The sequence below is a fragment of the Microbacterium canaveralium genome (genome assembly GCF_047238045.1).
Taxonomy (GTDB): domain Bacteria; phylum Actinomycetota; class Actinomycetes; order Actinomycetales; family Microbacteriaceae; genus Microbacterium.
In genome coordinates, this window is record NZ_JBDFMA010000003.1 from 613661 (window position 1) to 638562 (window position 24902).

A 24902-nucleotide genomic window follows, 5' to 3' on the forward strand; every position below is an offset into this window, starting at 1 on the left:
CCTTCACTGTCTTCCCCGGGCCGGAAATCGGCGTTCCGCCGCGGAGAAGGAAGTGCGCGTGGGCCACGGGTCATTCGGGGAACAGCTCATGTGGCTGCTCCCGTTCGGGTACCTCGGCATCGTGTCGTGGGGCTTCTGGATCGTGCGAAAGCTTCTCGCCGCGACGTCGCGTCCCGTCCGCAACGACTACCGCACCACGACGACGGTCGTCGTCCCGTCCTTCCACGAAGACCCCGACGTCCTGCTGAGGTGTCTGCAGACGTGGGTGCGGCAGGGGCCGTCGCGCATCATCATCGTCCTGGACCTCGCCGACGTCGAAGCGCAGCAGCGCATCGAGGCGCTGCAGATCCCCACGGTCGAGGTCGTGATGTTCCGTCACCGGGGGAAGCGCTCGGCGCTCGGGGTCGGCATCCGCATGGTCGACACCGAGCTGATCGTCTTCGTCGATTCGGACACGGCGTGGGAGGACGGCATGCTGGACGCCGTCCAGATGCCCTTCATCGATCCCGCGGTCGGCGCGGTGAGCACACGGCAGAACGTCTACCTGCCGAAGTCCAGCGTCTGGCGCCGGGTGGCCGACTGGATCATCGACCTGCGCTACACCGACTACGCGCCGGCGATGGGCCGGTTCGGCGGCATCATCTGCGCGTCCGGCCGCACCGCGGCGTATCGCCGATCGGTCATCCAACCGCGCGTGGAAGACCTCGAGCACGAGATCTTCTTCGGCAAGGAGTGCATCGCCGGCGACGACGGGCGGATGACGTGGCTCGTGCTCTCCCAGGGCTTCCGCGTCGCCCACCAGGACAGCGCCCGTGCGCTCTCGATGTTCCCGGGCACGTTCCGGGCGTTCGTGAAGCAGCGGGTCCGGTGGAGTCGCAATTCGTTCCGCTGCTACCTCACGGCCATTCGGCACGGCTGGGTGTTCAAGGTGCCGCTGATCTCGCAGATCACGATGATGCAGATCCTGCTGACCCCGTTCACGATGTTCGTCGCCCTGGCCTACATCGCGCTATCGGTTCGCGCGGACCACCCGTTGCTCGGTCTGGGACTGGCGATCGTGTGGCTGTTCGTCGGTCGAGGCATCCGGGGCATGTCCCACCTGTGGCGCCGCCCCGAGGACATCGTGCTGCTGCCCCTGGTGACGCTCATCATCATCTTCGTCGCCCTGCCGATCAAGGTGTATGCCCTCTTCACGATGAACAAGCAGGGGTGGCTCACGCGGTCCGCCGACACCCAGGGCGGGGAGGGCCAGTCCGAGGCGAGCCTCGGCGGGGAAGGCCAGTCGGCCGCGAGCGTCGGACTAACCGTCCCGTCCTCGGAGGCCACGGAGGCGGCGCATGGCTGACGACGGTGCCCTGACCGCTCTGGAGCGCGGCGACACGCATCCCGCGATCCGCGGGGTGGCCCGCGTCATCATCGTCATCGCGGTGGTCGCGCTCGTCGCGGGCGTCGTGCTCGTCGGGAACTTCGTGCACACCGGCACGTTCCTCCCGTGGTTGCGCAGCGACGCACCGACCGGTCCGGTCGTGGGCGAGTCCCCGAGCCCGGATGCCACCGACGCCCCCGCCGCGCCGAAGACACCGGCCGAGCTGGTCGCCGCCGAGGACGCGCGGCTCACGGCGGTGGCGGCATTGGCGCCGGGCGATCCCGCACTCGTCGACCAGTGGAACACCGTGGTGCTCGCGCCGAAGAACGGGCAGCAGTCGGGGTACACCGTCGCCGATCTCGAGGCTCTCGGGGCGGTTCGTATCGACGATGACCGCACGATCACCCTCGTCCGCAACGTCGTCGTTCGCCGCGGTGCCGAGCTGGACTTCTACGGCGGCGGAACGGTCAGAATGCTCAGTTCGGCGCAGGGGACCACGAGCATCGTCGTCTGGGGTGGCATCCTCGGGGTCTTCGGCGGCGAGGATGATCCGCTCGCCTTCACCTCGTGGGACGAAGCGGCCGAAACCCCCGATCTCACCGAGGACGACGGTCGTGCGTACGTGCGTGCCCGCGACGGCGTGCTCGTGATCGGTCACGCCGAGTTCCGCGACCTGGGCTTCTGGAGCGGCCGCACCGGAGGGCTCGCCGTCACCGGCACCGGCGATGACCGGGCGTCGGCGGGAATCGTGTCGACGAAGATCTCGGGGTTGCACTACGGCGTGTTCTTCTCCAACACGACTCAGGCCGGCATCCAGGACAGCACGATCGAGAACTCGACGATGACGGGCGTCGAGGTGACCAACGGCGCCTCCGACACGACCATCGAACGAAGCACCGTCACCGGCTCGGGCGGTGACGGCATCTCCGTCTCGCGCCAGTCGACGGGCACCGAGATCACGGACTCCACCGTGGACGACTCGGCAGGGTGGGGTATCCGCATCGACGGTTCCGCTCTCGCCGACGGCCCGACCTCCGGCGGATACGGCGTCACCCCCGCGAAAGGCTTCACGCTCACCGGCTCGAACGTGCGCAACAGTCGCGAGGGCGGTGTCCGCGTCATCTCCACCGACGCCACCGAGATCCGCGGCACCGAGGTGGACGAGGCTCGCAGCGCCGTCCTCGTCGAGGGGCCTTCCACGGGGCTCACGGTGGCCGACGCCGATCTCACGTCGTCCGACCTGCGCGCGCTCGACATATCCGGGAAGATCACGGATGCCACGGTCTCCGACTCTCGTCTGGCGGGGCGGCGCATCGCGCTCGAGCTGACCGGCGCGGCGGTGATCGTCCGCGACAACGATATGCGCGTGGCATCCGGGTTCGCGGTCGAGTTGGCGGAAGGGGCACGCGCCGACATCACCGGGAACACCTTCCACGGGGTCGGCCAGGACGTCGTGGCGTCGTGGTCGGGGTCGCGCACGATGCAGGCGAACAACTCGCAGACCGACTGGACCTTCCAATGGGCGTGGGTCGGGTGGATGAACGAGCACCCCATGATGTGGATGTGGGCGCTGGTGCTGCTGATCCCGGCGATCGGCATTCCCGTGCTCTGGCGCCGGCGCCGTGAGCATCGGAAGCTGCGCAGGCTTCTGCACGAGGCGCTGCTCCGGCACGGCGAGGAGGAAATGGCGGCATACGCGGCTCGCACCCCCGCGACCGACTGGGCGCCGCCGCGGCCGTCGGATCGGGTGTCGCCGGCCGAACCCGTCACGACGACACGTCCCGGCACCGGGTGGAATACCCCGACGATGGTGCCGACCACGATCCCGTCCCGCGGGGCGGCCCCCCGCGCGATGCCGGCCTCGACGGCCGGACCACGCCAGGCACCGCCGCGACCGCGTTCCTTCGCGGATCTGCGGACCGGCCCCCTCGAGGGGCGGACCTTCGCTTCTCTGCAGCAGTTCGCCGTGGCAGCGGTGCTCGAGGGCGGCTATTCCGTGCCGACCATCGCGCGCCTGTTCCGCATCCAGCAATGGCGACTGCAACAGTGGGTCGAGGAGGCAGCACGAAGCACCACCGTCGGAGGAGATCGACGATGACCGAAGAACGCGAGGACGATCGTCTGAACGCCGTTCTGCACATGCTCGGGGAACGCGTGCGTGCCATGCGTCTGGCACGAGGGATGTCGCTCACGGAGTTGTCGTTCGAAGCGGAGCTCTCCGAACAGCGAATCCGCTCGATCGAGGCGGGGCGAACCGCGGTGCCTCTCGCGGTTCTCGTCGCGCTCTCCGACGTCTTCGAGGTCGGCGTGGCCGATCTGTTCGGCGACGGGAACGCCCCCGCGCCGGAATCGGGTGCGATCGATGCGCCGAGTTCGAGTCCGCACGTCGTGCCGAGCCCCGTCATCTGGGGTGGTGAGCTGCCTCCCGCGCCCTGGAAGACGTCCGCACCGACGGCGGTCGCTGCGCCGGCACCCGCCGCTCCTGCGGCGGACCCGCTTCCAGGGCCCCCGCCGTCGGCGCCACCCGCGGTTTCGGTGCCGCCGGCCTGGCCGCCGACGCCGGTGCCGCAGTCGTGGGCCCCCGCACAGGCCCCGGCCGCGCCCCCGTCGGTGCCGCAGGCGTGGGCCCCGGCACAGGCCCCGGCCGCGCCCCCGGCGTCGGTGCCGCAGGCGTGGGCCCCGGCCGCGCCGGCGACGCAGGTCCCGCCGGAGGCGATGGCTCCCGTGGCGGGGTTCTCTCCGCACATCGCCCCCGGCACCGGAGTGCTTCCCCCCGCCCCGTGGCAGACCTCGGTACCGGCGGCTACGGCGACTCCCGCCGCGCCGGCGTCGCCGCCCGGACCGCCGTACCCCGGCCCGGCGGATCCGACACCGCCTGCCCATGCGCCCTCGGCGGCGCCGCGCGTGCACAAGCGCGCGGCGGAACGCGGGATGCAGGAGGCCTCCGCGTACGTTTTCGTGGCCCCCGGTACCGGCGCGGTCACCGCCCCCCGCACGTTCGCCGACCTGCGGGTCGGACCCCTCGCCGGGCGGAACTTCCGCTCCTTGCAGGAGTTCGCCGTGGCATCCGTGGTCGAGGGCAATCATGCGATCGCTGACGTCGCCCGCGTCTTCCGGGTTCCGGCGTGGCGGCTCGAACAGTGGGTGCGCGAGTCCGGCCACGCGGTCTGAGTCGCTCCGAAAGCGCCACCGCGTGGCCGCGCTCCCTCAGAGGGCGCGCAACTTCTCCAGCAGCGGTGCCGCGACCTCGTCGACGAACCGCTGCTGCTGCTCGTCGCCGACCTGCACGATCGCGATGTCGGTGAAGCCGGCATCGATGAACGGGCGGACGCTCTCGGCGAGTTCGTCGAGGTCGGGGCCGCAGGCGATCGACTCGGCCACGTCCTCGGGACGCACGAACTGCGACGCACCCGCGAAACCGGCGGGGGTGGGAAGGTCGGAGTTCACGGCCCAGCCGCCCGCGAACCAGCGGAACTGGTCGTGCGCGCGCGCGATCGCGGCGTCCTTGTCCGGGTCCCAACTGATCGGGATCTGGCCGATCTTGCGCGAGTCCCCCTCGTGGTGCTGGTCCCACCCGCGGATGAGGTCCGCTTCGGGCTCGGTGGTGATGAGGTGATCGCCGAGCGGGGCGAACCGCTCGATCGAGTGCTCGCCCGAGACGGCGACACCGATGGGCACGCCGCCCTCGGGGGCGTCCCAGACCCGGGCGGAGTCGACCCGGAAGTACTCACCGTCGTACGTCACGAGGTCTCCGGTGTGCAGGGCGCGAATGATCTCGATGGCCTCGACGAGCATGTCCTGTCGGGCGTGCACGGCCGGCCACCCCTCCCCGACGACGTGCTCGTTCAGGTTCTCTCCCGACCCCAGGCCGAGGGTGAAGCGGCCGTCGGAGAGCAACTGCAGCGTCGCCGCCTTCTGCGCCACGACGGCGGGGTGGTAACGGATCGTCGGGCACGTCACGTAGGTCATCAGTTCGACGTCCGTGGTGGCCTGAGCGACGGCACCCAGCACCGTCCAGGCGTAGGGCGCGTGGCCCTGCGACGTGAGCCACGGGGAGTAGTGGTCGCTCGAGACGAGGAAGTCGTATCCGGCGCGCTCGGCGCCGACGGCATAGTCCACGAGTGCGCGGGGGCCGCTTTGCTCGGTCATGAGGGTGTATCCGAAACGAGTCATGCCGTCACGGTAGGTCGGCGCGGTGACACGGCCCGCGGGGTTGCGCTCGACGTCGGGATACGGCAGCAGGCCCGCGGCGCTCGCCGCGGGCCCGCGCCCTCGCTCAGTCCTCGGGAGCGTGGATGACCTTCTCGCCGTCGAACTGATCGCGCCGGTTCTTCTCCGCGTCCTTGCGCGTCTTGGCCAGGCTCGCGACGGTGGCCACGGCGACCGTCGCGGCGATGAACAGCAACGAGAACCAGATCGGGATCTCGGGCACCCACAGCAGGGGCTCGCCGCCGTTGATGAAGGGCAGCTCGTTCACGTGCAGGGCGTGGAAGACGAGCTTCACGCCGATGAAGGCCAGGATGACAGCCAGCCCCTGCGACAGGTACACCAGGCGCTCCAGCAAGCCGCCGATGAGGAAGTACAGCTGACGAAGACCCATCAGCGCGAACGCGTTCGCCGTGAACACGATGTACGCCTCGTTGGTCAGACCGTAGATCGCGGGGATCGAGTCGACGGCGAACACCAGGTCGATGAAGCCGATCGCGACGATGACGAGGAGCATCGGGGTGACGAAGCGCTTGCCGCCCTTGTTCACCGTCAGCTTGTCGCCGTTGTACTCCTCGCTGACGGGGAGGATGCGACGCACGAAGCGCATGAACCTGCCGTTGGCGGGGTCGCTCTCACCGTGGGCGAACGCCTGCCGGTACGCGAGGAACAGCAGCAGCGCACCGAAGATGTAGAAGATCCACGAGAAGTTCTCGATGAGGGCGGCGCCGACCGCGATGAACGCGCCGCGCATGACCAGCGCGATCACGATGCCGATCATGAGCACCTTCTGCTGGTACTTCTTGGGCACGGCGAAGCCGGTCATGATGATGAGGAAGACGAAGAGGTTGTCGATCGACAGGGCCTTCTCGGTCAGATAGCCGGCGAAGTACTCGCCGCCGTAGGTCCAGCCCGAGAAGACGCCGATTCCGACGCCGAAGAGCAGAGCCAGGCCGATGTAGAACGCAGACCAGCGGGCGGATTCGCCGACGGTGGGTTCGTGCGGCTTCCGCACGTGCGCGAAGAACTCGAACACGAAGAACGCGATCGTGACCGCGATCGTGATGATCCAGATGAGTGGGGTGACACCCACGCGGGCCTCCAAGGGTTTTGGTGTACGTCGAGACACCAAGGTCTCTTCCACTCGCGATGCGAGCCGACGGCCCGGGCCCACGATGGCGTGGACCGTATTGACGGGATCGTCGCGTGGGAATACTCCCCTTGTCGATGACCATCTTACGCGAGGTCGACGAGGGGAAGCCGTACGCCGCCTGAAAAGCGATCAGCACGAGCCCGTCGTGGACGCAACCCCTCGCGTCGGCATCCGACCTCCTCGCAGGATGCCGTAAAGCCACGGACCGAGGAGGACTTGATGCACGATCGCGAACCCACCCAGGACGCCCCCGTGATGGACGGCGCCACCGAGGCGGCACCCGAGGAGAAGAAGGCGGGGGCCCGGGACCAGCGCGCCGCCGACGCGTCCGTCGCCGACGACGCCGCGGACGAGGAGTTGAACGACGATCTGCGGAGCATCCGCGGCTACGGGGAAGACCGCTGAAACGACGAACCCCGTCCGGAGCCGGGGTGGGGGAGTGGCTCGACGGACGGGGCGTCGCGCGCTCCGAAGCGCGTCCGCACCGGCGATGCCGGGGCTGGGGAGTTCGACAGTACGCCCGCAGGACGGACGAGGGATCCGCTCACAGCCGATCCCAAGGCGCCGCCTCGGCAATTGCCGGAATCGTCATGCCGTGGGACGCCGCGCCCATTCACCCGGCGCATGACCGTCAGTGAAGGGGAGGGGATGTCGACCGACGCCGCGCCGCACCGGTGGCGCGACCGCGCCCGTGACCTGGTGTGGTGGGGACAGGACTATCTGTACGCCATCGCGGCCCAGGTGCGTGCCGTCGGGCCCGCCGGTCCCGATGACCTCGCCACCGGTGCGGGCCGTCCGCTCGTGCTCCTTCCGGGGATCTACGAGACGTGGCGGTTCCTCGAGCCGCTCGCGCGTACCCTCCACGCCCGTGGGCACCCCGTCCACGTCGTCACGGGGTTGGGGTCGAATCGGCGCCCGATCGCCGAATCCGCGGGTCTCGTGGCCGATCTCCTCATTGCTCGAGATCTGGACGATCTCGTGATCGTCGCGCACAGCAAAGGGGGATTGATCGGCAAACACCTCATGGCGTTCCATCCGGCGGGCGTGCGCGTGCGCGCGATGGTCGCCGTGGCAACCCCGTTCGGAGGATCGCGATACAGCAGCCTCATGCCCACCCCCTCGCTGCGCGCCTTCCGATCCGGGGATGCCACGATGCGCGCACTGGCGTCCTCTGCCGGGGCGAACACCCGGATCACCTCCGTCTACGGTGCCTTCGACCCTCACATCCCCGAGGGCAGTGCACTCGCCGGAGCCCGCAACGTGCGCCTGAACAGTGGTGGCCACTTCCGTGTCCTGGCTGACCCTCGAGTCATTGCGGAGGTCGTCCGCGTGGCGGAGTGAGCGGCATCCGTCGATCAGCGACCACCGCCGCCACCGCCGCCCATTCCGCCGCCGGAGAAACCGCCGCCGAACGATCCGCCCGAGAAACTGCCCGACCCACTGACCTGCGGAGCGGGACTGCTTCCCGCATGCATCGTCGCCAGCGAGGTGGCGAAGGCGGCGCTCGAGAATCCGTTCGGTCCCCGATACCAGCCGAGATCCACCCCGCCCGCGCGCGCCTGTGTGGCCAGGACCTCGACCCACTCCCGCTCCACGCCCCAGACGACGGCCCACGGCAAGAGCCTCTCGTAGAGGTGCAGCACCTGGACGGGATCGTGGGTACCGCTGGATCTGCGCTCCGCTCCCTCGGGGCTCTGCAGCATGCGCAACCGGTCGGTCTCGGCCAGTGTCAGATAGTCCCGAAGTCCCAAGAGATGATCGCGGGCGGGCGCCCCGGCATCCGTCACGCGATCTGAGTACCGGATCAGGACGAAGGTCAGGATGCCGGCCACCACCGTCACCGGAATCGCCGCCACCTGCCACCAGGTTGGTGCCGTCCCCACCGCGGTGACGACGAGGGCGGCGACAGAAAGGCCGAACGCGACCACGGCGATCGTCCCCGCCGCGGCAGCGCTTCCCATCCGCGGCGGGCGGAGCCATCCGCGGCGGCGCAGCTCGCTTTTGGCGAGGGGGAGGAGGTCGCGCAGCCGCTCTCCGGCGTCGGTTCCGGGGGTATCGAGAGCGACGCGTTCGCCGGGGCGCGGGTCGTTCCCGAACACCGCGGCCAGGACGCCGGCCCGGAGCGCGGTCGCGCCCGCCCCGTCGATGTACTCCAGGACGAGCTCGTCGTCCGCGGTGGGGTCCTCCACGATGCGCAGGTGTCCTGATACCGCCGTGTCGAGGATCGCTGCGGGGAGTGCGGCGCCGGTACGCCGAATGAGGTGCGCCCCCTCTAGGACGTCGGTGTCGGTGGGGGGCTCGTACTGGGCGACGATGATTCCACGCCCCCGGGCGTCGCGGTTGCGGCGCCGAGAGGCAACGGCCGCACCTATCGCCACGGCGCTGACTCCCAGAGCACCCACGGAGACCGCCGACAGCACGGGTGCCGCATCCACCGCGAACTGTTCGGCCGCGGTGCGGACCACTTCCCCGGGGACGAACGTGCCGCGGGCGAATCCCACGGAAACGGTCAGGTTCTCGCCCGGCTGGAGGTCGCTCGTGGATGCCGAGAAGGTTTCATCGCCGTTCGCCTGGGTGGCGCGATCGACGTCGCACCGGTCCGTCGAGCCCTCCGCCCCGCGATAGCAGGCCGTGGCCCCGTCGAGGACGTTGTCGGCGAGCGCTCCGTCGACCGTCAGCTCGACGCTCACGCGGCCGAACGGCTGGTCCCACTGAGTCCCGTTGATGTCGCGGTAGAACTCGTCGGCGTCGGTATCGGCGAAGGATCGGATGGTGTCGCGCTGGGTGTACGAGATCACATAGGTCTGAACTCCGTGCACGTAGGTGTCGTCCCCGGTGAGGATGCGCACCTCGCGGCGGCCCGTCTCCACTTCGTACGGGATGGGGGCGCCGTCGGCGCCGGTCACCGAGGTGATCCGCGTGTGCAGCGGCACGCCGTCGTAGTCGTCGGGGATCGCCCGGATGATGCCGCGATTCTGGTCGTCGTCGGGGAAGACGGCGACGAGGGTCTCGATGACCGAGAGCTCGGCGTGATCGTCGGCGTCGCGCGTGAGGGTCATCCGTGCATCGAACGAATCGAAGCGGAAATCATCGACGTCAGCGTGCGCCGTCGTGGGCATCGCGAGCGCGATCGCGAGGAACCCGAGGACGGCGGCGAAGGTAGCGAGGAGGAGACGAAGAGAGCGGGCCCGGCCGGCGGATGCGTCCATGGATTCGACGCTACCGACCAGCGAGAGCAGCCGCCTCCGTCGCCCGGGGGATCGAACGCCTTGTTCGCGCCACGGATGTGGGCCGCGGAAAGGGGTGCCGTGGCGACCCAAACTTATATCTCGCTTGCCTATTCGCTAGTCTACCTAGTAAGTTTGCGAACAAGATAAGAAGGAAGGGAACCACCATGGCGAAGTTGTTCTACGGAACCACCCCCGAGCCCATCACGATCGACGATCGAGTGCTCGCCCACGTCAAGGTGGTCATCGCGACCAAGCTGCGCCGTGGTGAGAGCTTCACCATGTCCTGGACGCACGCCGCCGGTGAGCCGACCGGTCGATCGACGATCTGGTTGCAGCCTGCTATCCCGCTGCGGTTCGTCTTCGACTCTGAGCAGCCCGAGTCTCTCGACCAGAACCTCCTCAAGCGCATGGCCAACGATGCGAACTCTTCGCGTGGTCTCAGCCTCGACATCGATGTGGCGGAGACCAGCGCGGATCAGCGTCCGGCAGCGGCCCGTCCCGCGCAGGCCCGCCCGTCGACCGCACCGCGCTCTCTCGTCCGCGCCGCATGACGTCCGCTGATGCCGCGGTGAACCACGCCGCCGCGTGGGACGTCCCGACCGAGCCGCTCACGATCATCGCTGCGGCCGCAGCCGGGCCGGTCGTTACGGCTTGACGTCGTCCGTCGGAACGGTGCCGTGCGAAGCCCTCGTGGGTGGTTCGAGTCGAGTCAACGCGATCGCCGCCACGAGCAGCACGGACCCGATCGCGATGAAGAGCAGCTTCGGCCCTACCGGGCTGTCGGCGGGTAGAAGGAGGGTCGGCGCGGCGAACACGAGGGCGGAGATCACCGCGACGATCGGACCCCAGGGTCGTACCCGTCTGCGTTCCATGACACCCTCCTCCTCAGACCGTGCGATCAGGGAACGACGTATCCCGCTGCGCGGACGAGCGAGTACCACTCTGCTCGCGACAGCACGACGTCCGCGCCGGCTGCTGCCTCGACCACGCGACCGGGCGTCGTCGTCCCGAGGACGACCTGCATCCCGGCGGGATGGCGGGTGATCCAGGCCACAGCGATGGCAATGGGCGACACGCCGTAGCGCTTCGCGAGGTCGTCGATCACCGCGTTCAGTTCCGGGTACGCCGGGTGGCCGAGAAACACGCCTTCGCTCCGTGTCCCCTGAAGAGGGGACCACGCCTGAAGGGTGATGCCCTCCAGGCGGCAGTAGTCGACGAGACCGCCGCCATCGAGGACAGCCGACTGGGGAGCGGTCTCCATGTTCATGGCCAAGCCCTGGGCGATGATCGGCGCGTGGGCGATCGAGAGTTGCACCTGATTGGCGACGATGGGTTGGCGCACGGCGGTGCGGAGCAGATCGATCTGCCGCGGCGTGTGATTCGACACACCGAAGGCTCGGACCTTCCCGGCGGCTTCCAGCTCGTCGAACGCGCGCGCGACCTCGTCGGGCTCGACCAAGGCATCCGGCCGATGCAGGAGCAGGACATCGATGTACTCCGTCTGCAGGGCGCGGAGCGAGGCGTCGACGGACGAGACGATGTGATCGTAGGAGAAGTCGAAGTACGGACCTTCGCGCACGATCCCGGCTTTCGTCTGCAGACGGATCTCCGCACGCTCGGAGGATGACAACCGAAGCGCCTCGGCGAATCGCTGCTCCGCGGAGTGAAGCTCTCGAGCGTAGATGTCGGCGTGGTCGAAGAAATCGATACCTGCGGAGCGGGCATCGGCGTACAGCTCGCGCACATGAGTGTCGCTCTTCCCGTCGATCCGCATCATTCCGGCAACGACGGCGGGGACAGCGGGGCCCGAAGGGCCGAGCGGGACGGTTCGCATCGCCCCACGCTATCCCGGGATGTGCCGCCGGGGCTTCAATCAGCGGCGACGGCCTCGTCGTCGGAGCCCTTCTCCGACGCGTCGCGTTCCTCCTCCGACCGCTGCGTGCCCCGTGGGGCGGCACGCATCAGTTCGTCCATCTCGGACAGGAAACTGTCGAGTTGTTGTTGCTGCCACCGCAGATCGCGCGTGCGGTCTTCAGTGGAGCGCAGCACGCTCGAGGCGTGTCCGGTGATGGCATCCGCGATGCGCTGCGCCTTCTCGCGCGCGTCATCGAGGATCTCCCTGGCGTGCACGCGCGCCGATGCCTCCATCTGCTGCGCCTGTGCCCGAGCCAGCCGCTCGTGATCGTCCGCCCGAGAGGCGATTCGCCGCGCATGCTCGAGCGCGGCCTCCACTTGTTCGCTCGCGTCCGAAGTGATGCGCTCAGCATGGGCCACGGCCTGATTGTGAAGAACGAGAAATTCCTGCTGGGCGTCGTTCTGTCGGCGCGTCAGTGACTCTTCGAACTCGAGGACTCGAGCTGTCATCTCCCGCACGTCCCGGTCGGCTTTCGCCCGCATGTCGCCGGTCTCACGGGATACGAGGGAACGCAGCGCCGCTGCTCCCTTCTCGGCCTCCGTTCGTACGGCCACGGCCTCACGTTCTGCCTGTGCCACCTTCTCGAGGGCGTGGGCGCCCTCGCGCTCGATACGAGCGACGTGCGCGGTGAGCTCGGTTTCGATCCGAAGGCGGACCTGGTCGGCATCGTGCTGCGCCTCCGCGCGCATCCGATCGCGCTCGGCGGTCGCGTCCTCGCGGATGCCGGCCGCCTCGTCGCGCGCGCTGTCCAAGAGCCGTTCCGCCTGGACAACCGCGTTCTGCACGAGTGCGCTCGCCTGTTCCTCGGCGACGCGGAGGATCGCGTCGAACCGTTGACGCGCCTGGGCGGGATCTCCGGCGTCGTCAGAACCGGAGGCCAGCCCGCTGGAGAGAGCGGCGACCTGTGCCTCGGCCTCCGCCGTACGTGCGGCAGCAGCGCGTAGCTCTTCTCGCAATCGGCTCGTCTCCTCGGAGTGGAGTCGGGCTGATTCGGCGAGCTCGTCGTCGTGTTCCGCACGCTGCTGGGCGAACATCGCCTCGGCGCGCATCTTCTCGCGCTGCGCGTCGTTGGATGCTGATCGGGCTCTCTCCGTCAGACGGCGGACCGTTTCGTCGACGGCCTCGCGGTCGTATCCGCGGAAGCCGATCGGGAAATTCGTCGCGGCGCTGTCGTCAGGAGTGTCGCCGAGGAGTTCTTCCAGGGGCGACGCTGCCTCCTGGTCGGGCGCGTCCTCGGACGATGACGGGGACGGCTCGGCCTGATCGTTCGTCACGGGTGTCCTCTCGAGCGATCATGGTCCGCGTCGTGCTGCTCTCGGCACGCTACGAGCGGCGAGTGCGGGGAGGAGCCCGAGCCGAGGGATGCGCGGCCTCGAACCGGGTGCCGTGGCCACGAGACCGCGCATCCATGATGAATGACCGGGTTTACGAGCAGGGAACTTGGGGGAGAACCGCTCACGATCACTCGGAGAAGACGATGCCATGCCGACGAGCCCGAGACCGGTTCCTGGGCGATTCCTCACCCGAGGAATCGCCCGAACCCGATCGGATTTCCGACCGCACGCAGGTCGGGTGCGTCGGCATCCCGCGCGACAGGCTCGGGGCGCGGTACCCTGGCCGAGCCCCTCGACGCCGCCGGAGACGCCCATGACCGAGACGATCGTTCGGTCCGCCGGCTCCACCGCGGGCGAGCGAAGCCGTCGGGTCGCCCGCCTCGCGGCCCTCGGCGGGAGCTTCGCCTTCGTGAGCGCGGCACTCATCTGGATGAGCAGACTCGGAGACCCGAGCGTCGAGTACGTGAGCCAGCTCGGTGCGACCGGGATGCCGACGGCGCCGCTGTTCAACTCTGCTCTGCTCCTGCTCGGCATCGCCGCGGTGTTGGTCGATCGTGCGCTCCTCCACGGGCCGAACGTCTATGTCGCAGGGTGGCCGGTGTCGGCCACGCTCGTCGTGTGCGGCGCGTGTTTCGCGCTGGCATCCGTCGTCACCTGCTCTCCCGGGTGCCCGGTCCCCTTCACCCCGGGAGCCCTTCCGCAGGACCTCATCCATATCAGCGCGGCGGTGCTGGGCTTCGTCCTCGCAATCGTCGCCATGGCTCAGGTGGCCTTCCTGCGTCGGCGCCCCTGGATGCGCGCGGCCAGTCTCGCAACCCTCGTGGCGGTGGGCGTGACCTCGTTCTCCGGTGCCATGCTCGCGCTCTTCCGCGGCGACACCGTGCTGGGGGGCAATCTCGAGTTCACGGCCGCCACGCTCGCCATTTCCTGGTTCGGCGTCTTCGGTCTGCAAGTCGCGGCCGACCATCGCGTCATCCGGTCAGCGGGAGCGGAGGGGCGCCGCGGCGCGCCCGCGCAGGAAGTACCGTGACGTCATGACGAAACGACTCCTGCTCCGGATCCTCGGCGTTGCCGCGCCGGTCGCAGCGCTCGTCATCGTTCTGGTCGTGCTCCACGGCGCCGGCGTGCCGTTGTCTCTGCCCGGCGTGCTCGTCGTCTTCGTGATCCTCGTGATCGCACGCACGGTCGTGCGGTTGCGGCGTCGGCGGCGCACCGACCGCGGCTGAGTCGGCGCGCCACCGCGTCACAGGTCGCTCTCGGCCTCGATGAGACCCCACGCGTGCGCGGCGCGGATGGCGCTCGCGCGATCGGACACCTCGAGCTTCCGGTACAGGCTCTGCAGCTGCGTCTTCACGGTGTTGGGCGAGACGACCAGAGCGCGAGCGATGTCCGCGATCGTCGAGGTGGGCGTGAGTTGCGCGAGAACCACCTGCTCGCGTTTGGTGAGATGCGGCACGCTCACGGATGACGCGAAGAACGAGGCGCGTTCGGACATGCGCTCGCGCGCCGCCGGCGACAGCAGTCGCAGAACGAGCCCGCGGTCCTCGGGGGCGACCGCGCTCCAGGGGCTCCACAGGTCGTGGCGGGCGCTGAGTGCCTCGGCGCGCTGGGCGGTGGAGCGATGCGCGCCCGTCCCGTTCAGCCGCACGTCGGCGACCATGCTCACCACCATGCTCTCGAGGGCAGCTCGTGGCGACGAGTCCTGATGGATGCCCCACTTGACACTCATCACGTACGCTTCGTGCGCGCGACCGGCATAGAGCTGAGAAAGCGCGATGGCCGGGGCCGTCGCGGCGGAGAGGCCGAATGGCCCCTCGAACAGGGCCATCGCCTTGCGCGCCTGACGGAGCGCGATCAGAACTTTGGCGCGAGCCGTGAGCAGTTGGATCGACTGAAAGTGCGACGGCGGGGTGCTGCGCGTCCTGACCATCCACGACCGCAGCATGCCGAGCGCATCGGGCGCCGCTCCGGACAGGAGAAACGCGATCGCCTGCACGGCCGCGGCGAACGGCCACAGCTCCCGTGCCCCGCTCGTCGCCGCGATGGTGTCGAGCCGGTCGCGGGCCGCCGCCGCATCCCCTCGTTCCAGCGACAACCACGCATCGGCCAGGCGGGTCCCTTCGCCCCAGGGCGAGGCGAACCATCCGTCTTCGCGGTCGGCGTCGCAGAGAGCCCCCGCCGCGCGCACGTCGCCTTCCAGGAGCGCGACGACAGCGAGAACACCTCGGGCTCGCAGTCGTCGTGCGGGCGGCGCGAGACGGTCGACCTGCCCGAGCGCGAGGGTTGCATCCCGGAGCTTGCCCATCGCCAGGTGAGTCATCCCCACCTGGTACCAGCCTTCGGCAACGACGTCGTCCGGCACGGCGGGCCGTTTGCGCAACGCGTCCACCAGGAGGGTGGCGGATTCGGTGGCGAGAGCGAAGCGGCCTGCCGCCCGCAGGAGGTTCACCCGGATGATGAGCGCTTCGATGTTGTGCTGGGCGGCGGCCTTGGCCTCGGGCAGTCGGCCGAGTGCACCCACGACCAGCGCAGGCGTTTCGGCGGATGCGGCCGTCTCGGGGTCGACGGAGAGGAGGGCGTCCACCGACACGGGATCGAAGCCGACGTGCGATCGAAGAGTCGAGACCAGGGACGTGAAGGCCTGGGAATCCCGCGCCCAGATCTCCGGACCGGCCGAGCGGAGGATCGAACCGAGAGTCGGCCATTGGCCCGCGTCCGACGCCAGCTGGGCGGCCCGGAGAGGCTCTCCGGCGGCGACGAGGTGATCGAGGAGACGGAGACGGGCCCGTTCGACCAGCTCGGGAGCGCCCGCGGTGATCTCCCGCAGCCACTGCGTGCGCACGGGCTCTGCCAGAACGAGTCGAGTCGTGCTCGGCCAGACGAAGCCGGCATCCTGGAGCTCCGTCAGGAGGTCGCTCGTGGTTCCCGTCGTGGAATCGATGCCGATCGCGTCGGCCAGTTCCACGTTGATGTACGGAGCCACCGCAAGGAGCCGCACCTCGTCCGTGACGGGGGCGCTCAAGTGGGCCTCCATCTCCGCGGTCAGGGCGACGGTGGCGTCGTCGGCGACGGCATCCGCTTCGTCGCGGGTTCGCAGGGGCAGACCCTCGAGACGCAGTCGGGAGCTGGCCAGTTGAGCGAGCGCGGGCCATCCGTGCGTGCGCCGCATCAAGACGTCGATGGCGACGTCGGTCGTCTCGACCCCGTTGAGCTCCAGGACGAGAGCGAGCTCCTCTCTCGACATGAGGAGGTCCGGCGGGGTGAGCACGTGCACGTCGAACTCGAGCGCGACCAGCGGGCTTTCGAGTCGGGTGACATGACGAGTGGCCGCCACGACGCGGAGTGCGGGATCGACACGGAGGAGGTCGAGGATCGCGGTCGAGTCCACCGGTGTCCCATCCGTGAGGTTGTCGACCAGCAGGACGTGCTGCGGAGGACCTTCGCGGAACGCCGCGCCGATGCGGTCGAGGGTGGCCGGGTCGGCGTGTGCGGCCTCCAGGAGCTGGATGCCGACCTCGGGATCGTCCTCGAGCTCGCTGGCGAACTGCCGCAGCAGAGCGCTCTTGCCGACGCCCGCGGGTCCGCGGAGCAGGACGACATCGCTCTCGAGTGCGTTGCGGAGCTTGGCAACAGTGGCGGTGCGCGGTGTCCAGAACCGGCTGGAACGGCGCACGGTGCGCGCGGCAGCGGGTGGGGTGTCGAGGTCGATCAGCATCCTGTTCTCCAACTCTCGGGCCGGTGGTGTCGTCGGCCCGCTGTGTGCGACGGCGACGAGGTGAGCGCTCGGCGTCGGGCCGCTTCACCCGATCATTGGGGCGATGTTCGCCCGTTGACCGCACGAAGAGAGCGGTTTCATCCCGGTCGTCATCCCCCTTTCACCCTGGCGACATCACACTCCCCGACCTGGTCTCACCACCGTGACGAGCCCCTGAATCCCCCCGCGTTTCGCCCGCTCGCGGCGATTCCCCGCGTGCGCGGACCGACGCCGGCCACGTGCCTATGCTTCCCCGGGCTCGGCGTTCCCGACACGGGCCGAGCGAAAGGCGGAACACGAGTGGACATGCAACGCGTGGCGCGCATCCTGCGCGCGTACTGGAAGACGATCCTCGCGCTCACGATCGCCGGGGGGCTCGCGGGGCTGGGCTGGAGCGCCCTGCAGCCGCGGGTCTATACCGCCGACGCGACCGGCTACGTTGCCAGCGCGTCCTCGGACGGGTCGACCGCGGGGGCCCTCGCGGGAAACTCGCTCGCGTTGTCGAAGGTGAAATCCTTCATCGACATGGGCTATTGGCGATCCGTTGCCGAAGCGGCGCGCGATGAACTCGGACTCGACACCAGCCCCGAATCCCTGGTGGCACGAATACAGGTGTCCAACCCGATCGACACGGTGAATATCCGGGTCGACGCGAGCGGACCGACTCCCGAAGCGGCGCGTGATCTGGCGCAGGCGTGGCTGCACGGCATGACCTCGCAGGTCGACCAGTTGGAGTCCAGCGCGGCGGGCGACGGTGCTGTTCGTCTGGTCGCGGGGGACTCGGCGCGTCTTCCGACCGCGCCGTCCTCGCCCAACGTGAAGCTCGCGGTGGCCATCGGCGCCATCGCCGGTGCCGTGATGGGCGTCGTCTTCGCCCTGGTCCGCCGCGCGTTCGACCGTCGGTTGCGGTCGGCGCACGACGTCTCCGATGCCGTGGATGCCTCGGTGGTTGGCATTCTTCCCATCGACAAAGAGCTGGCCGCCGGTCGGGCCGTGTTCTCGTTCGACGACATTCGCGACGGCAGGGGATCCTTCGCGCACAAGGAGGCGATGCGAGAACTCCGGACGAATCTGCAGTACGTCGATGTCGATCGTCCTGCGCGAGTGATGGTCGTGACCAGCCCTCTCCCCGGGGACGGCAAGTCGACGACGGCCGCGAATCTCGCGGTCAGCATCGCGGCGACGGGACAGTCCGTCATCCTCATCGACGCTGATCTGCGGAGGCCCGTCCTGGGTGCGATGTTCGGCTTCTCCGACGATGTCGGACTGTCCGACGTGCTGGCTGGTCGCGCGCGCATCGATCAGGTCGCCCACCAGGTCGACGAACACGGCCGCCTCTTCGTCGTCGCGGCGGGGCGCACGCCGCCCAACCCGAGCGAGATGGTCGGTTCCCAGCGCATGCAACAACTCGCACGTACGCTGGCTGACGATCTCGTCGTCGTGATCGACTCGCCCCCGACGCTCGCCGTTGCCGACGCCGCGGTCATCGCCAGCTGGGCCGACGGTGCCGTGCTCGTCGTCACGGCAGGGCGCACGACCGACGACATGCTGGTGCGAGCGGTCGGAAACATCTCCAAGACGCGGGGGCGGCTGCTGGGAGTCGTGCTCAATCGCGTCCCGCTGCGCGGTGCCGACTCGAACTACTACGGGGCGCAGTATGGGGGCTACTACGGGTACGGGGTGTCCAGCTCTCGCTCGGGCCGGAGTCGCCGGTGGAGTGGCCTGTGGCGGCGCGCATCGAAGAGTTCCCCGGGCACGGATGACGAGACGCCCGGCCCTCGCCGGCGTTCCCCCGAAATGCCCCCGTCCAACGTCAGCGGGTTACGCACCCTCTCCACGCGGCGGAACGGATCTTCGCCGGCGGGTGAAACCGCTCGTGAAGGCGCTAAGGCGACCGCGACGACCACCGACGGTGTCGGCGAGTCCCCCTCCACACGTCGAAAGCGCGGCTGACGGTCTGAAACGAAGAAGGCGCCGGTCCCCGATGGGGCCGGTGCCTTCGCCGTGGGCTCAGTGGGCGGTGTCGCCGGGCGCGACCACCGCCTTGACCGTGCGGACGAGGATCACGATGTCGCCGATGAGCGACCAGTTCTCCACGTAGAAGAGGTCGAGCCGGATCGCCTCCTGCCACGGCAGCGTCGACCGGCCGCTGACCTGCCAGAGCCCGCTCATTCCCGGGCGCACGATGAGGCGTCGACGTGCGTCATCGTCGTAGAAAGCCACCTCGGCCTCGCGCTGGGGTCGTGGGCCGACGAGGCTCATCTGGCCGGCGAGGACGTTGAACAGCTGCGGGATCTCGTCGAGGGAATATCTCCGCAGGACCCGGCCGATCGGGGTGATCCGCGGGTCGTTCTCGATCTTGAACAGGGGTGAGCCGTCGCGGCCCTGGGCCGACAACAGCTCGGAGAGTCGCGCGTCGGCGCCATCGAACATGGAGCGGAACTTGAACATTCCGAAGCGCGTGCCTCCCTGCCCCACGCGCTCCTGCCGGTAGAACACCGGACCAGGGCCCGAGAGGCGGACGAGAGCGCCGAGGACGAGCAGCAGAGGGCTGAGCGCGACGAGGAGGAACAGGGACGCGACGATGTCGAACGCGCGCTTGAGCACCCGCTGACGCGTGGAGTATTGGGGCGTCTCGACGTGGACGAGGGGGAGGCCAGCGACCGGACGCGTGTGGATGCGGGGGCCGGCGACATCGGTCAGATTCACCGCGACGATGAGGTGCTGCCTTCCGGGCTCGAGCCCCCAACCGATCCGTCGGATGTCTTGGGCATCGAGCTGGCCGCCTCCGGTGATGAGTACGCTGTCCGCGTCGAGCGCGTCGAGTCGACGTTGCAGCGTGCGCGCGTGCGCGTCCGTCCACGTCGTCCCGTCGTCGGAGTCCACCTGGTGCAGGCCGACCACCGTCAGGCCGACGCCGGGCTGTCGCATGATCTCGGCGGACACCCGCGCGTTTTCATCGGCGCTGCCCACCAGCACGACGCGCGCGGACATGTCGCCCTTTCGTCGCCGTGCGACCAGCCATCTCCGCGCGGCGGTACGAGCCACGAGCAGCGTCAGAGTGCCCAGGGGGAGGCTCAGGAGGAAGTAGCCGCGGGACAGGTCGATCTCCGCGAGGTATGCGGCGATGGCGACGAGTCCGAAGAGCTGGAACGACGCCGCGATGACCAGGCGATGCTCGGCGATGCCTTGTCCGACGACACGGGGCAGCCGGGTTCCCCAGAGGGTCAGCGCCGCCAACCAGCCTGCGCTGAGGAGGATCGACGCCGTCGTGTAGTCGATCGGCGCCCCGCCGACGCTGGCCGGTGCAGGACCGAGCCAAAGGAACTGCGTGACGAACACGGCGAGGACGACCACGAGGGAGTCGAGGATCGTGAGCAGATTGGCGTACCTCGCCTGCCAGGACCGTCGGCGCGGGAGGCGGGGGGAGGTGGAGCTTTTCGTATTGGTTGGTGAAACGAGTGGCGAGGTCGCGAGATCCATGAACGCTCCGCTGATCGGGCTCAGTGGCCGGAGAAGGTGCGCGCCTGTGCGGGATTGAAAGGCGCGTGGCCCGGGCACTCTGCCACCGCGTCGGTCGGGAGTTCAGAATTCTCCGCACGGCGAAGAAGGGTGAAGGAGGCCGACCGCGATGGATCGAGGGCACGGACCGCGCACGGCTCGGTGCGCACTCCGATGCGATCCGTCGATGGATCGCCCCCTCGCTCACCTTGACATCCACACCCGTCACCCAGCCGGGGCGGCGCCTGGCGGTGGCGAGAAGGAATGTCACGGCATGTACACATGTTCATGTGGGCGTAACTGTGCAGTCAAGCTGGACCCATGACCGACGTGCCCGATCCTTGGAACGAGTTCGCCCACGAGTTCGGCGCACGCCTTCGACACGCACGCGCCGACCGCGGCCTCTCGCAGGAACACGTCGCCCACGCCGCGGGGCTGGCGACCTTCACCTATCGCAAGCTGGAGCACGGCGAGTCCAATCCCGGTACGCCAGCGAACCCGCGCCTACGCACCATCGTGTGTCTCGCGGAGGTCCTGGGCATCCCGCTGTCGGAACTTCTCCCTCAGCCTCCGGAGGGCGTCGCGCCCGGGCGCTGAGGGCGGTGTCGGAGGCTCGTGCTTCACTTCCCTCGTGCCCACCGACGATCGGGTCGCCCGTGAGGGCGATCCGGAGAAAGAGGTGTCCGGCATGAGAGAAAACGATGTCCGCCCGGTGCGTACCGAGGCTCGCTGCGGATTCCCGTGGTGCACGACGCTCCACGGAGAGACCGCTCACCCCGACGACGAAGCGCATCGCAGCGCCGGTGTGGGTTTCACCGCGCGCGTTCGGTCCGTCGATGAGACCGGGGCGGGGGCGGAGGCCGATGTTGAGGTCGGGATCCTCCGGCGTCTCGATGATGACGAGGACTGGCTCGTGGTCGAGGTTGCGGGCGAGGGGCTCGCGTTCGGCCGAGACGGAGTGCGGCAGCTTCGTCGGATCCTGGTCGAGAACCCGCAGATCCGCGAGGCGTTCCTCTGCTGAGTACGACCTCCCGTCCTGTCGTCGTGATTCACCCGGCGCCGCGCTCCGTAAGGACGTTGACGAATGGGCAGTGGTCGAGCCGCGAGGCGCTGAACTAGGGGAGCGGACGCCACCCCGGTCCGTTCGCCGAAAGGTCCCCGTGAGTGCATCATCGCCCGCGCGCGTGCTGATCGTGTGCACCGCGAACGCGATCCGATCCCCCTTCCTGGAGTATCTGCTCAGGGCGAGGTTCGCCATGTCCGGAGTCACCGGCGCGCTCATAGAGAGCGCCGGTTCCGCGGCGCGGCCGGGAAGCCCCGCTGCGCCGCAGGTCGTCGAGATCGGTCGGTCGTACGGCCTCGATCTCGATCGTCACCGCACGCGCCGCCTTGACGAAGCGATGCTGCGGGATTCCCCGATCGTGCTCTGTGCGGCGGCAGCGCACCGGCGAACCGTCCTCGACATGCGGCCCGATCTTCTGGACTCCACGTTCACGATTCGGGAGTTCGCGCGCCTGCTCACCGAGGGTCCGGATGGTGAGCGCGACGACTGGCCGTCGCTGGTTCGGGCCGTCGCGCGGCGTCGCACGCGGGTTCGCCCGGCCTCCGCGGGAGACGACGACCTCGTCGATCCGATCGGCCAGCCGCTCGCCGTGTGGGAACAGTTCGAACGCGATGCGGTGGCGGCCGTCGAGGCCATCACCGCCTACGGGGCGACGGCGCTACGAGGCGGAGCCGGTCTCTCGCTGACGACCACCGCGCCGGCGACGCGGCGCGAGATGCGGGCCCGGCGCGCGCCGGGCCCGCCCGACGATGCGGCATCCGCGTCCCAACTGCTCAGCGGCGGAGGCAGCTGAGCCGGTGTCTCAGGTGGCGTGCCGCTGAAACACCTGCCGCTCCGATGAGGCCGAACGGGAGCGCCGTGGGCAGCGCGTGCGCCAGGGCCTCATTCAGCGGTCCGGCCCACGCGTCGACGTGCTTCGGGCACAACGTGATGACCCCCCCCGAGCGACGAGGTGACTCGCGCCCACCGCGACGCCGAGATCAGGGCCTCGACCGTGGTGGTGAATGGAGATGCTTCACGGTACGAAACGGTCCCCGTGCGCGGGTCCGCCCGCGCGCGAGCGCTCAGAGGGTGACGGCCCCGCTCAGGCTGGCGGCCGACGGAACGTCGACCTCCCGCCCCTCTTCGCTGTCGGCGCGGGCGATGATTCGGCCGAGGCCGATCCCTGCAGCGAGAGCGGTGACGATCCAGGCGACGATACCGACGAAGACGGCGGCGACGACAACGACCATGGGACTTCTCCTTTGGAGTCCGGTGGTGCACAACGGGTAGCTGGTCGACACTCTAGCGCCCACCGGGCAGGGAAGAACTGGTTGCCGCGCCGTGACGTGATGCGCTATGTCAGCGGCGCCGACCGAACGTGCGTCGGACCACCCGAAGCAATCCGAGGAATCCGAACAGTCCGATGACCGCTCCCAGAATGGCGAACAGCGTCACCGACCCGCCGAGCACGGGTCCGCCACCGGCGACGATCAGCACGACGGCGATGACGACCGCGGCGATCGAGACCAGGGTGGTGGCGATCTCCGACGTGATCCGACTGAGGATGCCACTGGTATCGGTTCCGTCGTCGGACCGGAGCGTGATACCGATCGAACCGCGCTCGATGCCCGTGAGCAGAGCCTCGAGGCGCTGTGGCATCCGCTGCAGCCGGGCGAGGGAGATGACCGCGCCGGCCTGAAGATCGGTCGCAGCGCGGCTGAGCGAGATCGTGCGCCTGAGCAGTTTCGGCATGAGGGGCAGTGCGCGGCCGACCATGTCGAAGTCGTCGACGATGACGCGCAGACACCCCTCCAGAGTCGCAAAGCTGCGCAGAGCGGATGCCAGCTCACCCGGAAGAGCGATCCGGTGCTGCCGGATGACGTCGACGATGCGGGTGAAGATCGACCCCTGGCCCACACTGCGGACGTGCTCGGCCGTCAGCACGATACCGACGTCGTGCCGAAAGGCATCCAGGTCGACATCGTCGGGCGCGTCGACGATGAGCAGCAGCGCGTCGGTGGCGGCGACATCGTTCTCGCTGAGCGCCGCGAGCAGAAACGCCGTCATGTGCTGGCGACGACTGCGTTCGATGATCCCGACGGCTCCGAAGTCGATGAGACCCAGGGTTCCGTCGCGTGTGAGGAGGACATTGCCGGGGTGGAGGTCGGCATGGAAGACGCCGTAGACGAGAATCTGCTCGATGACCGTCGTCATCAGGACCTCGGCCAAGCGATCGCGTTCCTCGGCCGTGAGGGTCGCGAGGTGCTCGGCCGAGTCGCCGAGCGCCGCTCCGTCGACGAGTTCCATCGTCAGCACGCGCGTGCTGGAGGCTTCGGGATAGGCGGTGGGGACGGTCACCAGCCCGCGACGGGCGGGTTCGGCAGCGTCGATGTGCTCGATGGTGGCGCGGATCATCTCTGTGTTCCGAGCCTCGACACGGTAATCGAGCTCCTCCAGAAGAGTCGTGGTGAAGCCGCGGGCGACCGACTCGATGCGCAGGTCGCGCCCCACCCGGGTGCGCGCCTCGGCGCGGTGCGCAAGGCGGCCGATGATGTCGGCATCCGCCTCCACCTGGGCGCGGGCGGCGGGACGTTGCACTTTGACGACGACGCGACTGCCGTCGCGAAGGGTTGCGCGATGCACCTGCGCGACGGAGGCAGCGGCGAGGGGGCTCGGGTCGACGTCGGCGAAGATCTCGTCGATCGGTCGTCCGAGGTCGCTCTCGATGACCTCGCGCACGGTCTCCCAGGGGAGGGTCGTGGCGCTCGTCTGCAGCGAGGCGAGGGCGCTCAGGTAGGGCTCGGGGATGAGGTCGCGGCGCGTCGAGAGCACCTGGCCGAGCTTGACGAAGCTGACGCCGGCGTCGTTGATCGTCGCAACGATGGCGCGGGCCCGTTCCTCCGACGTGCTGAGCTGTTGTTCGACGCGGGAGTGCCCGCCGTGGAAGAGCCACCCGACGCCATGACGCGAGGCGATCGCCAGGATCTCCAGATACCGGCGCGTGCGTTTGCGCTGACGGAGGGCCGCGCGGATGACGTCGATGGGATTCGGAAGCGGCCGTGTGGGAAAGATGGCCTCGCTTGCCACGAGGGCGGCGACCCCGAGCGCGAAGACCCAGCTGATGGAGAGGGCGATGAGTCCGACCCACAGCCACACGTCGTCCGCGGCGAGAGTCGCGCCGTCGGGCATGCCCGTCTGCCGAAGGACCCATCCGGCCGCGGGTACCCCGAGGAAGAACACCAGCAGGCCGACCACGATGCTCCGCGGCCATCCCACCGCCGTCCCCAGGATCTGCCGGGCGACGAACCCCACGAGGACGGCGCAGACGACCGCGAGGACGGCGATGAGCAGGGTGACGACCACGGGGTCAGCGTAGCCGCCGATCACGCGATGCGGAC

Annotated in this window: 22 protein-coding genes; 12 read left to right on the plus strand and 10 right to left on the minus strand. The window is 69.1% G+C overall.

Features of this window, described 5'->3' with window-relative positions; all coding sequences use genetic code 11:
• The first annotated feature begins 58 nt into the window (after positions 1–58).
• Genes ABC271_RS03865 through ABC271_RS03875 form a run of 3 tightly spaced genes read left to right on the plus strand, consistent with a single transcriptional unit; the run spans position 59 to position 4537 of the window.
• On the plus strand, positions 59–1345 hold the full coding sequence (locus ABC271_RS03865; RefSeq protein WP_412923575.1) for a glycosyltransferase: 1287 nt from the start codon (positions 59–61) through the stop codon (positions 1343–1345).
• On the plus strand, positions 1338–3464 hold the full coding sequence (locus tag ABC271_RS03870; RefSeq protein ID WP_412923576.1) for a right-handed parallel beta-helix repeat-containing protein: 2127 nt from the start codon (positions 1338–1340) through the stop codon (positions 3462–3464). Before ABC271_RS03865 ends, ABC271_RS03870 begins: the two co-directional genes overlap by 8 nt.
• Positions 3461–4537 carry a helix-turn-helix domain-containing protein gene (locus ABC271_RS03875; protein ID WP_412923577.1) on the plus strand — a complete coding sequence of 359 codons (1077 nt, stop codon included), beginning with the start codon at positions 3461–3463 and terminating at the stop codon, positions 4535–4537. Before ABC271_RS03870 ends, ABC271_RS03875 begins: the two co-directional genes overlap by 4 nt.
• Positions 4538–4573: 36 nt before the next feature.
• On the opposite strand, the gene ABC271_RS03880 is transcribed toward ABC271_RS03875, so the two are convergent.
• Both ABC271_RS03880 and ABC271_RS03885 read right to left on the minus strand, forming a co-directional pair.
• Entirely contained in the window at positions 4574–5539 is a 966-nt protein-coding gene (locus ABC271_RS03880; RefSeq protein ID WP_412923578.1) for an LLM class F420-dependent oxidoreductase, read from the minus strand.
• Between the two features lie 103 nt (positions 5540–5642).
• On the minus strand, positions 5643–6665 hold the full coding sequence (locus ABC271_RS03885; RefSeq protein ID WP_412923579.1) for a TerC family protein: 1023 nt from the start codon (positions 6663–6665) through the stop codon (positions 5643–5645).
• Between the two features lie 279 nt (positions 6666–6944).
• On the opposite strand from ABC271_RS03885, the gene ABC271_RS03890 reads away from it, so the two are divergent.
• Together ABC271_RS03890 and ABC271_RS03895 are read left to right on the plus strand one after the other, a co-directional pair.
• Complete coding sequence (locus tag ABC271_RS03890) at positions 6945–7130, plus strand: hypothetical protein (protein WP_412923580.1); 186 nt, start codon at positions 6945–6947, stop codon at positions 7128–7130.
• 243 nt (positions 7131–7373) lie between these two features.
• On the plus strand, positions 7374–8066 hold the full coding sequence (locus ABC271_RS03895) for an esterase/lipase family protein (protein ID WP_412923581.1): 693 nt from the start codon (positions 7374–7376) through the stop codon (positions 8064–8066).
• A gap of 14 nt (positions 8067–8080) precedes the next feature.
• Here the strand turns inward: ABC271_RS03895 and ABC271_RS03900 are convergent, their stop codons facing one another.
• Positions 8081–9934, minus strand: coding sequence for a DUF2207 domain-containing protein (locus ABC271_RS03900; protein ID WP_412923582.1), 1854 nt, complete (start codon positions 9932–9934; stop codon positions 8081–8083).
• Positions 9935–10119: 185 nt separating this feature from the next.
• On the opposite strand from ABC271_RS03900, the gene ABC271_RS03905 reads away from it, so the two are divergent.
• Positions 10120–10506 (plus strand): DUF7882 family protein, encoded by a 387-nt coding sequence (locus ABC271_RS03905; RefSeq protein ID WP_412923583.1) that lies wholly within the window; start codon positions 10120–10122, stop codon positions 10504–10506.
• 93 nt (positions 10507–10599) lie between these two features.
• Here the strand turns inward: ABC271_RS03905 and ABC271_RS03910 are convergent, their stop codons facing one another.
• Genes ABC271_RS03910 through ABC271_RS03920 form a run of 3 tightly spaced genes read right to left on the minus strand, consistent with a single transcriptional unit; the run spans position 10600 to position 13144 of the window.
• Complete coding sequence (locus tag ABC271_RS03910; RefSeq protein ID WP_412923584.1) at positions 10600–10827, minus strand: hypothetical protein; 228 nt, start codon at positions 10825–10827, stop codon at positions 10600–10602.
• Positions 10828–10853: 26 nt separating this feature from the next.
• Positions 10854–11789, minus strand: a complete 936-nt coding sequence (locus ABC271_RS03915) for an aldo/keto reductase (RefSeq protein WP_412923585.1) — start codon at positions 11787–11789, stop codon at positions 10854–10856.
• 35 nt (positions 11790–11824) lie between these two features.
• The gene (locus ABC271_RS03920; RefSeq protein ID WP_412923586.1) at positions 11825–13144 is read right to left on the minus strand and encodes a coiled-coil domain-containing protein; all 1320 of its coding nucleotides are present in this window, start codon (positions 13142–13144) and stop codon (positions 11825–11827) included.
• A gap of 373 nt (positions 13145–13517) precedes the next feature.
• Between ABC271_RS03920 and ABC271_RS03925 the strand changes: the two genes are divergently transcribed.
• Together ABC271_RS03925 and ABC271_RS03930 are read left to right on the plus strand one after the other, a co-directional pair.
• Positions 13518–14234, plus strand: coding sequence for a DUF998 domain-containing protein (locus ABC271_RS03925; RefSeq protein WP_412923587.1), 717 nt, complete (start codon positions 13518–13520; stop codon positions 14232–14234).
• Positions 14235–14238: 4 nt separating this feature from the next.
• Positions 14239–14430: a hypothetical protein gene (locus ABC271_RS03930; RefSeq protein WP_412923588.1), complete on the plus strand. Its 192-nt coding sequence runs from the start codon at positions 14239–14241 to the stop codon at positions 14428–14430.
• Positions 14431–14447: 17 nt separating this feature from the next.
• Here the strand turns inward: ABC271_RS03930 and ABC271_RS03935 are convergent, their stop codons facing one another.
• Positions 14448–16919 carry a helix-turn-helix transcriptional regulator gene (locus ABC271_RS03935; protein WP_412923589.1) on the minus strand — a complete coding sequence of 824 codons (2472 nt, stop codon included), beginning with the start codon at positions 16917–16919 and terminating at the stop codon, positions 14448–14450.
• Positions 16920–17264: 345 nt separating this feature from the next.
• Between ABC271_RS03935 and ABC271_RS03940 the strand changes: the two genes are divergently transcribed.
• Positions 17265–18911, plus strand: coding sequence for a tyrosine-protein kinase domain-containing protein (locus ABC271_RS03940; protein WP_412926099.1), 1647 nt, complete (start codon positions 17265–17267; stop codon positions 18909–18911).
• A 57-nt stretch (positions 18912–18968) separates the two neighbouring features.
• On the opposite strand, the gene ABC271_RS03945 is transcribed toward ABC271_RS03940, so the two are convergent.
• Positions 18969–20441: a sugar transferase gene (locus tag ABC271_RS03945; RefSeq protein ID WP_412923590.1), complete on the minus strand. Its 1473-nt coding sequence runs from the start codon at positions 20439–20441 to the stop codon at positions 18969–18971.
• A gap of 339 nt (positions 20442–20780) precedes the next feature.
• Here ABC271_RS03945 and ABC271_RS03950 point away from each other — a divergent pair, with 339 nt between their 5' ends.
• From ABC271_RS03950 to ABC271_RS03960, 3 genes are all read left to right on the plus strand, one after another.
• The gene (locus tag ABC271_RS03950) at positions 20781–21056 is read left to right on the plus strand and encodes a helix-turn-helix domain-containing protein (protein ID WP_412923591.1); all 276 of its coding nucleotides are present in this window, start codon (positions 20781–20783) and stop codon (positions 21054–21056) included.
• 34 nt (positions 21057–21090) lie between these two features.
• Complete coding sequence (locus tag ABC271_RS03955) at positions 21091–21480, plus strand: hypothetical protein (RefSeq protein ID WP_412923592.1); 390 nt, start codon at positions 21091–21093, stop codon at positions 21478–21480.
• Positions 21481–21652: 172 nt separating this feature from the next.
• Positions 21653–22315, plus strand: a complete 663-nt coding sequence (locus tag ABC271_RS03960) for an arsenate reductase/protein-tyrosine-phosphatase family protein (RefSeq protein WP_412926100.1) — start codon at positions 21653–21655, stop codon at positions 22313–22315.
• A 271-nt stretch (positions 22316–22586) separates the two neighbouring features.
• On the opposite strand, the gene ABC271_RS03965 is transcribed toward ABC271_RS03960, so the two are convergent.
• Both ABC271_RS03965 and ABC271_RS03970 read right to left on the minus strand, forming a co-directional pair.
• Complete coding sequence (locus tag ABC271_RS03965; protein WP_412923593.1) at positions 22587–22754, minus strand: hypothetical protein; 168 nt, start codon at positions 22752–22754, stop codon at positions 22587–22589.
• A 109-nt stretch (positions 22755–22863) separates the two neighbouring features.
• Entirely contained in the window at positions 22864–24867 is a 2004-nt protein-coding gene (locus tag ABC271_RS03970; protein ID WP_412923594.1) for an ABC1 kinase family protein, read from the minus strand.
• Positions 24868–24902: the final 35 nt, after the last annotated feature.

Excerpts from the sequence above, each read along its gene's own strand:
- ABC271_RS03950 (WP_412923591.1), top strand. The coding sequence starts at position 20,781 with ATGACCGACGTGCCCGATCCTTGGAACGAGTTCGCCCACGAGTTCGGC.
- ABC271_RS03900 (WP_412923582.1), bottom strand. The coding sequence starts at position 9,934 with ATGGACGCATCCGCCGGCCGGGCCCGCTCTCTTCGTCTCCTCCTCGCT.
- ABC271_RS03940 (WP_412926099.1), top strand. The coding sequence starts at position 17,265 with ATGCAACGCGTGGCGCGCATCCTGCGCGCGTACTGGAAGACGATCCTC.
- ABC271_RS03935 (WP_412923589.1), bottom strand. The coding sequence starts at position 16,919 with ATGCTGATCGACCTCGACACCCCACCCGCTGCCGCGCGCACCGTGCGC.
- ABC271_RS03965 (WP_412923593.1), bottom strand. The coding sequence starts at position 22,754 with ATGGTCGTTGTCGTCGCCGCCGTCTTCGTCGGTATCGTCGCCTGGATC.
- ABC271_RS03925 (WP_412923587.1), top strand. The coding sequence starts at position 13,518 with ATGACCGAGACGATCGTTCGGTCCGCCGGCTCCACCGCGGGCGAGCGA.
- ABC271_RS03930 (WP_412923588.1), top strand. The coding sequence starts at position 14,239 with ATGACGAAACGACTCCTGCTCCGGATCCTCGGCGTTGCCGCGCCGGTC.
- ABC271_RS03870 (WP_412923576.1), top strand. The coding sequence starts at position 1,338 with ATGGCTGACGACGGTGCCCTGACCGCTCTGGAGCGCGGCGACACGCAT.
- ABC271_RS03895 (WP_412923581.1), top strand. The coding sequence starts at position 7,374 with ATGTCGACCGACGCCGCGCCGCACCGGTGGCGCGACCGCGCCCGTGAC.
- ABC271_RS03875 (WP_412923577.1), top strand. The coding sequence starts at position 3,461 with ATGACCGAAGAACGCGAGGACGATCGTCTGAACGCCGTTCTGCACATG.
- ABC271_RS03880 (WP_412923578.1), bottom strand. The coding sequence starts at position 5,539 with ATGACTCGTTTCGGATACACCCTCATGACCGAGCAAAGCGGCCCCCGC.
- ABC271_RS03945 (WP_412923590.1), bottom strand. The coding sequence starts at position 20,441 with ATGGATCTCGCGACCTCGCCACTCGTTTCACCAACCAATACGAAAAGC.
- ABC271_RS03915 (WP_412923585.1), bottom strand. The coding sequence starts at position 11,789 with ATGCGAACCGTCCCGCTCGGCCCTTCGGGCCCCGCTGTCCCCGCCGTC.
- ABC271_RS03890 (WP_412923580.1), top strand. The coding sequence starts at position 6,945 with ATGCACGATCGCGAACCCACCCAGGACGCCCCCGTGATGGACGGCGCC.
- ABC271_RS03910 (WP_412923584.1), bottom strand. The coding sequence starts at position 10,827 with ATGGAACGCAGACGGGTACGACCCTGGGGTCCGATCGTCGCGGTGATC.
- ABC271_RS03905 (WP_412923583.1), top strand. The coding sequence starts at position 10,120 with ATGGCGAAGTTGTTCTACGGAACCACCCCCGAGCCCATCACGATCGAC.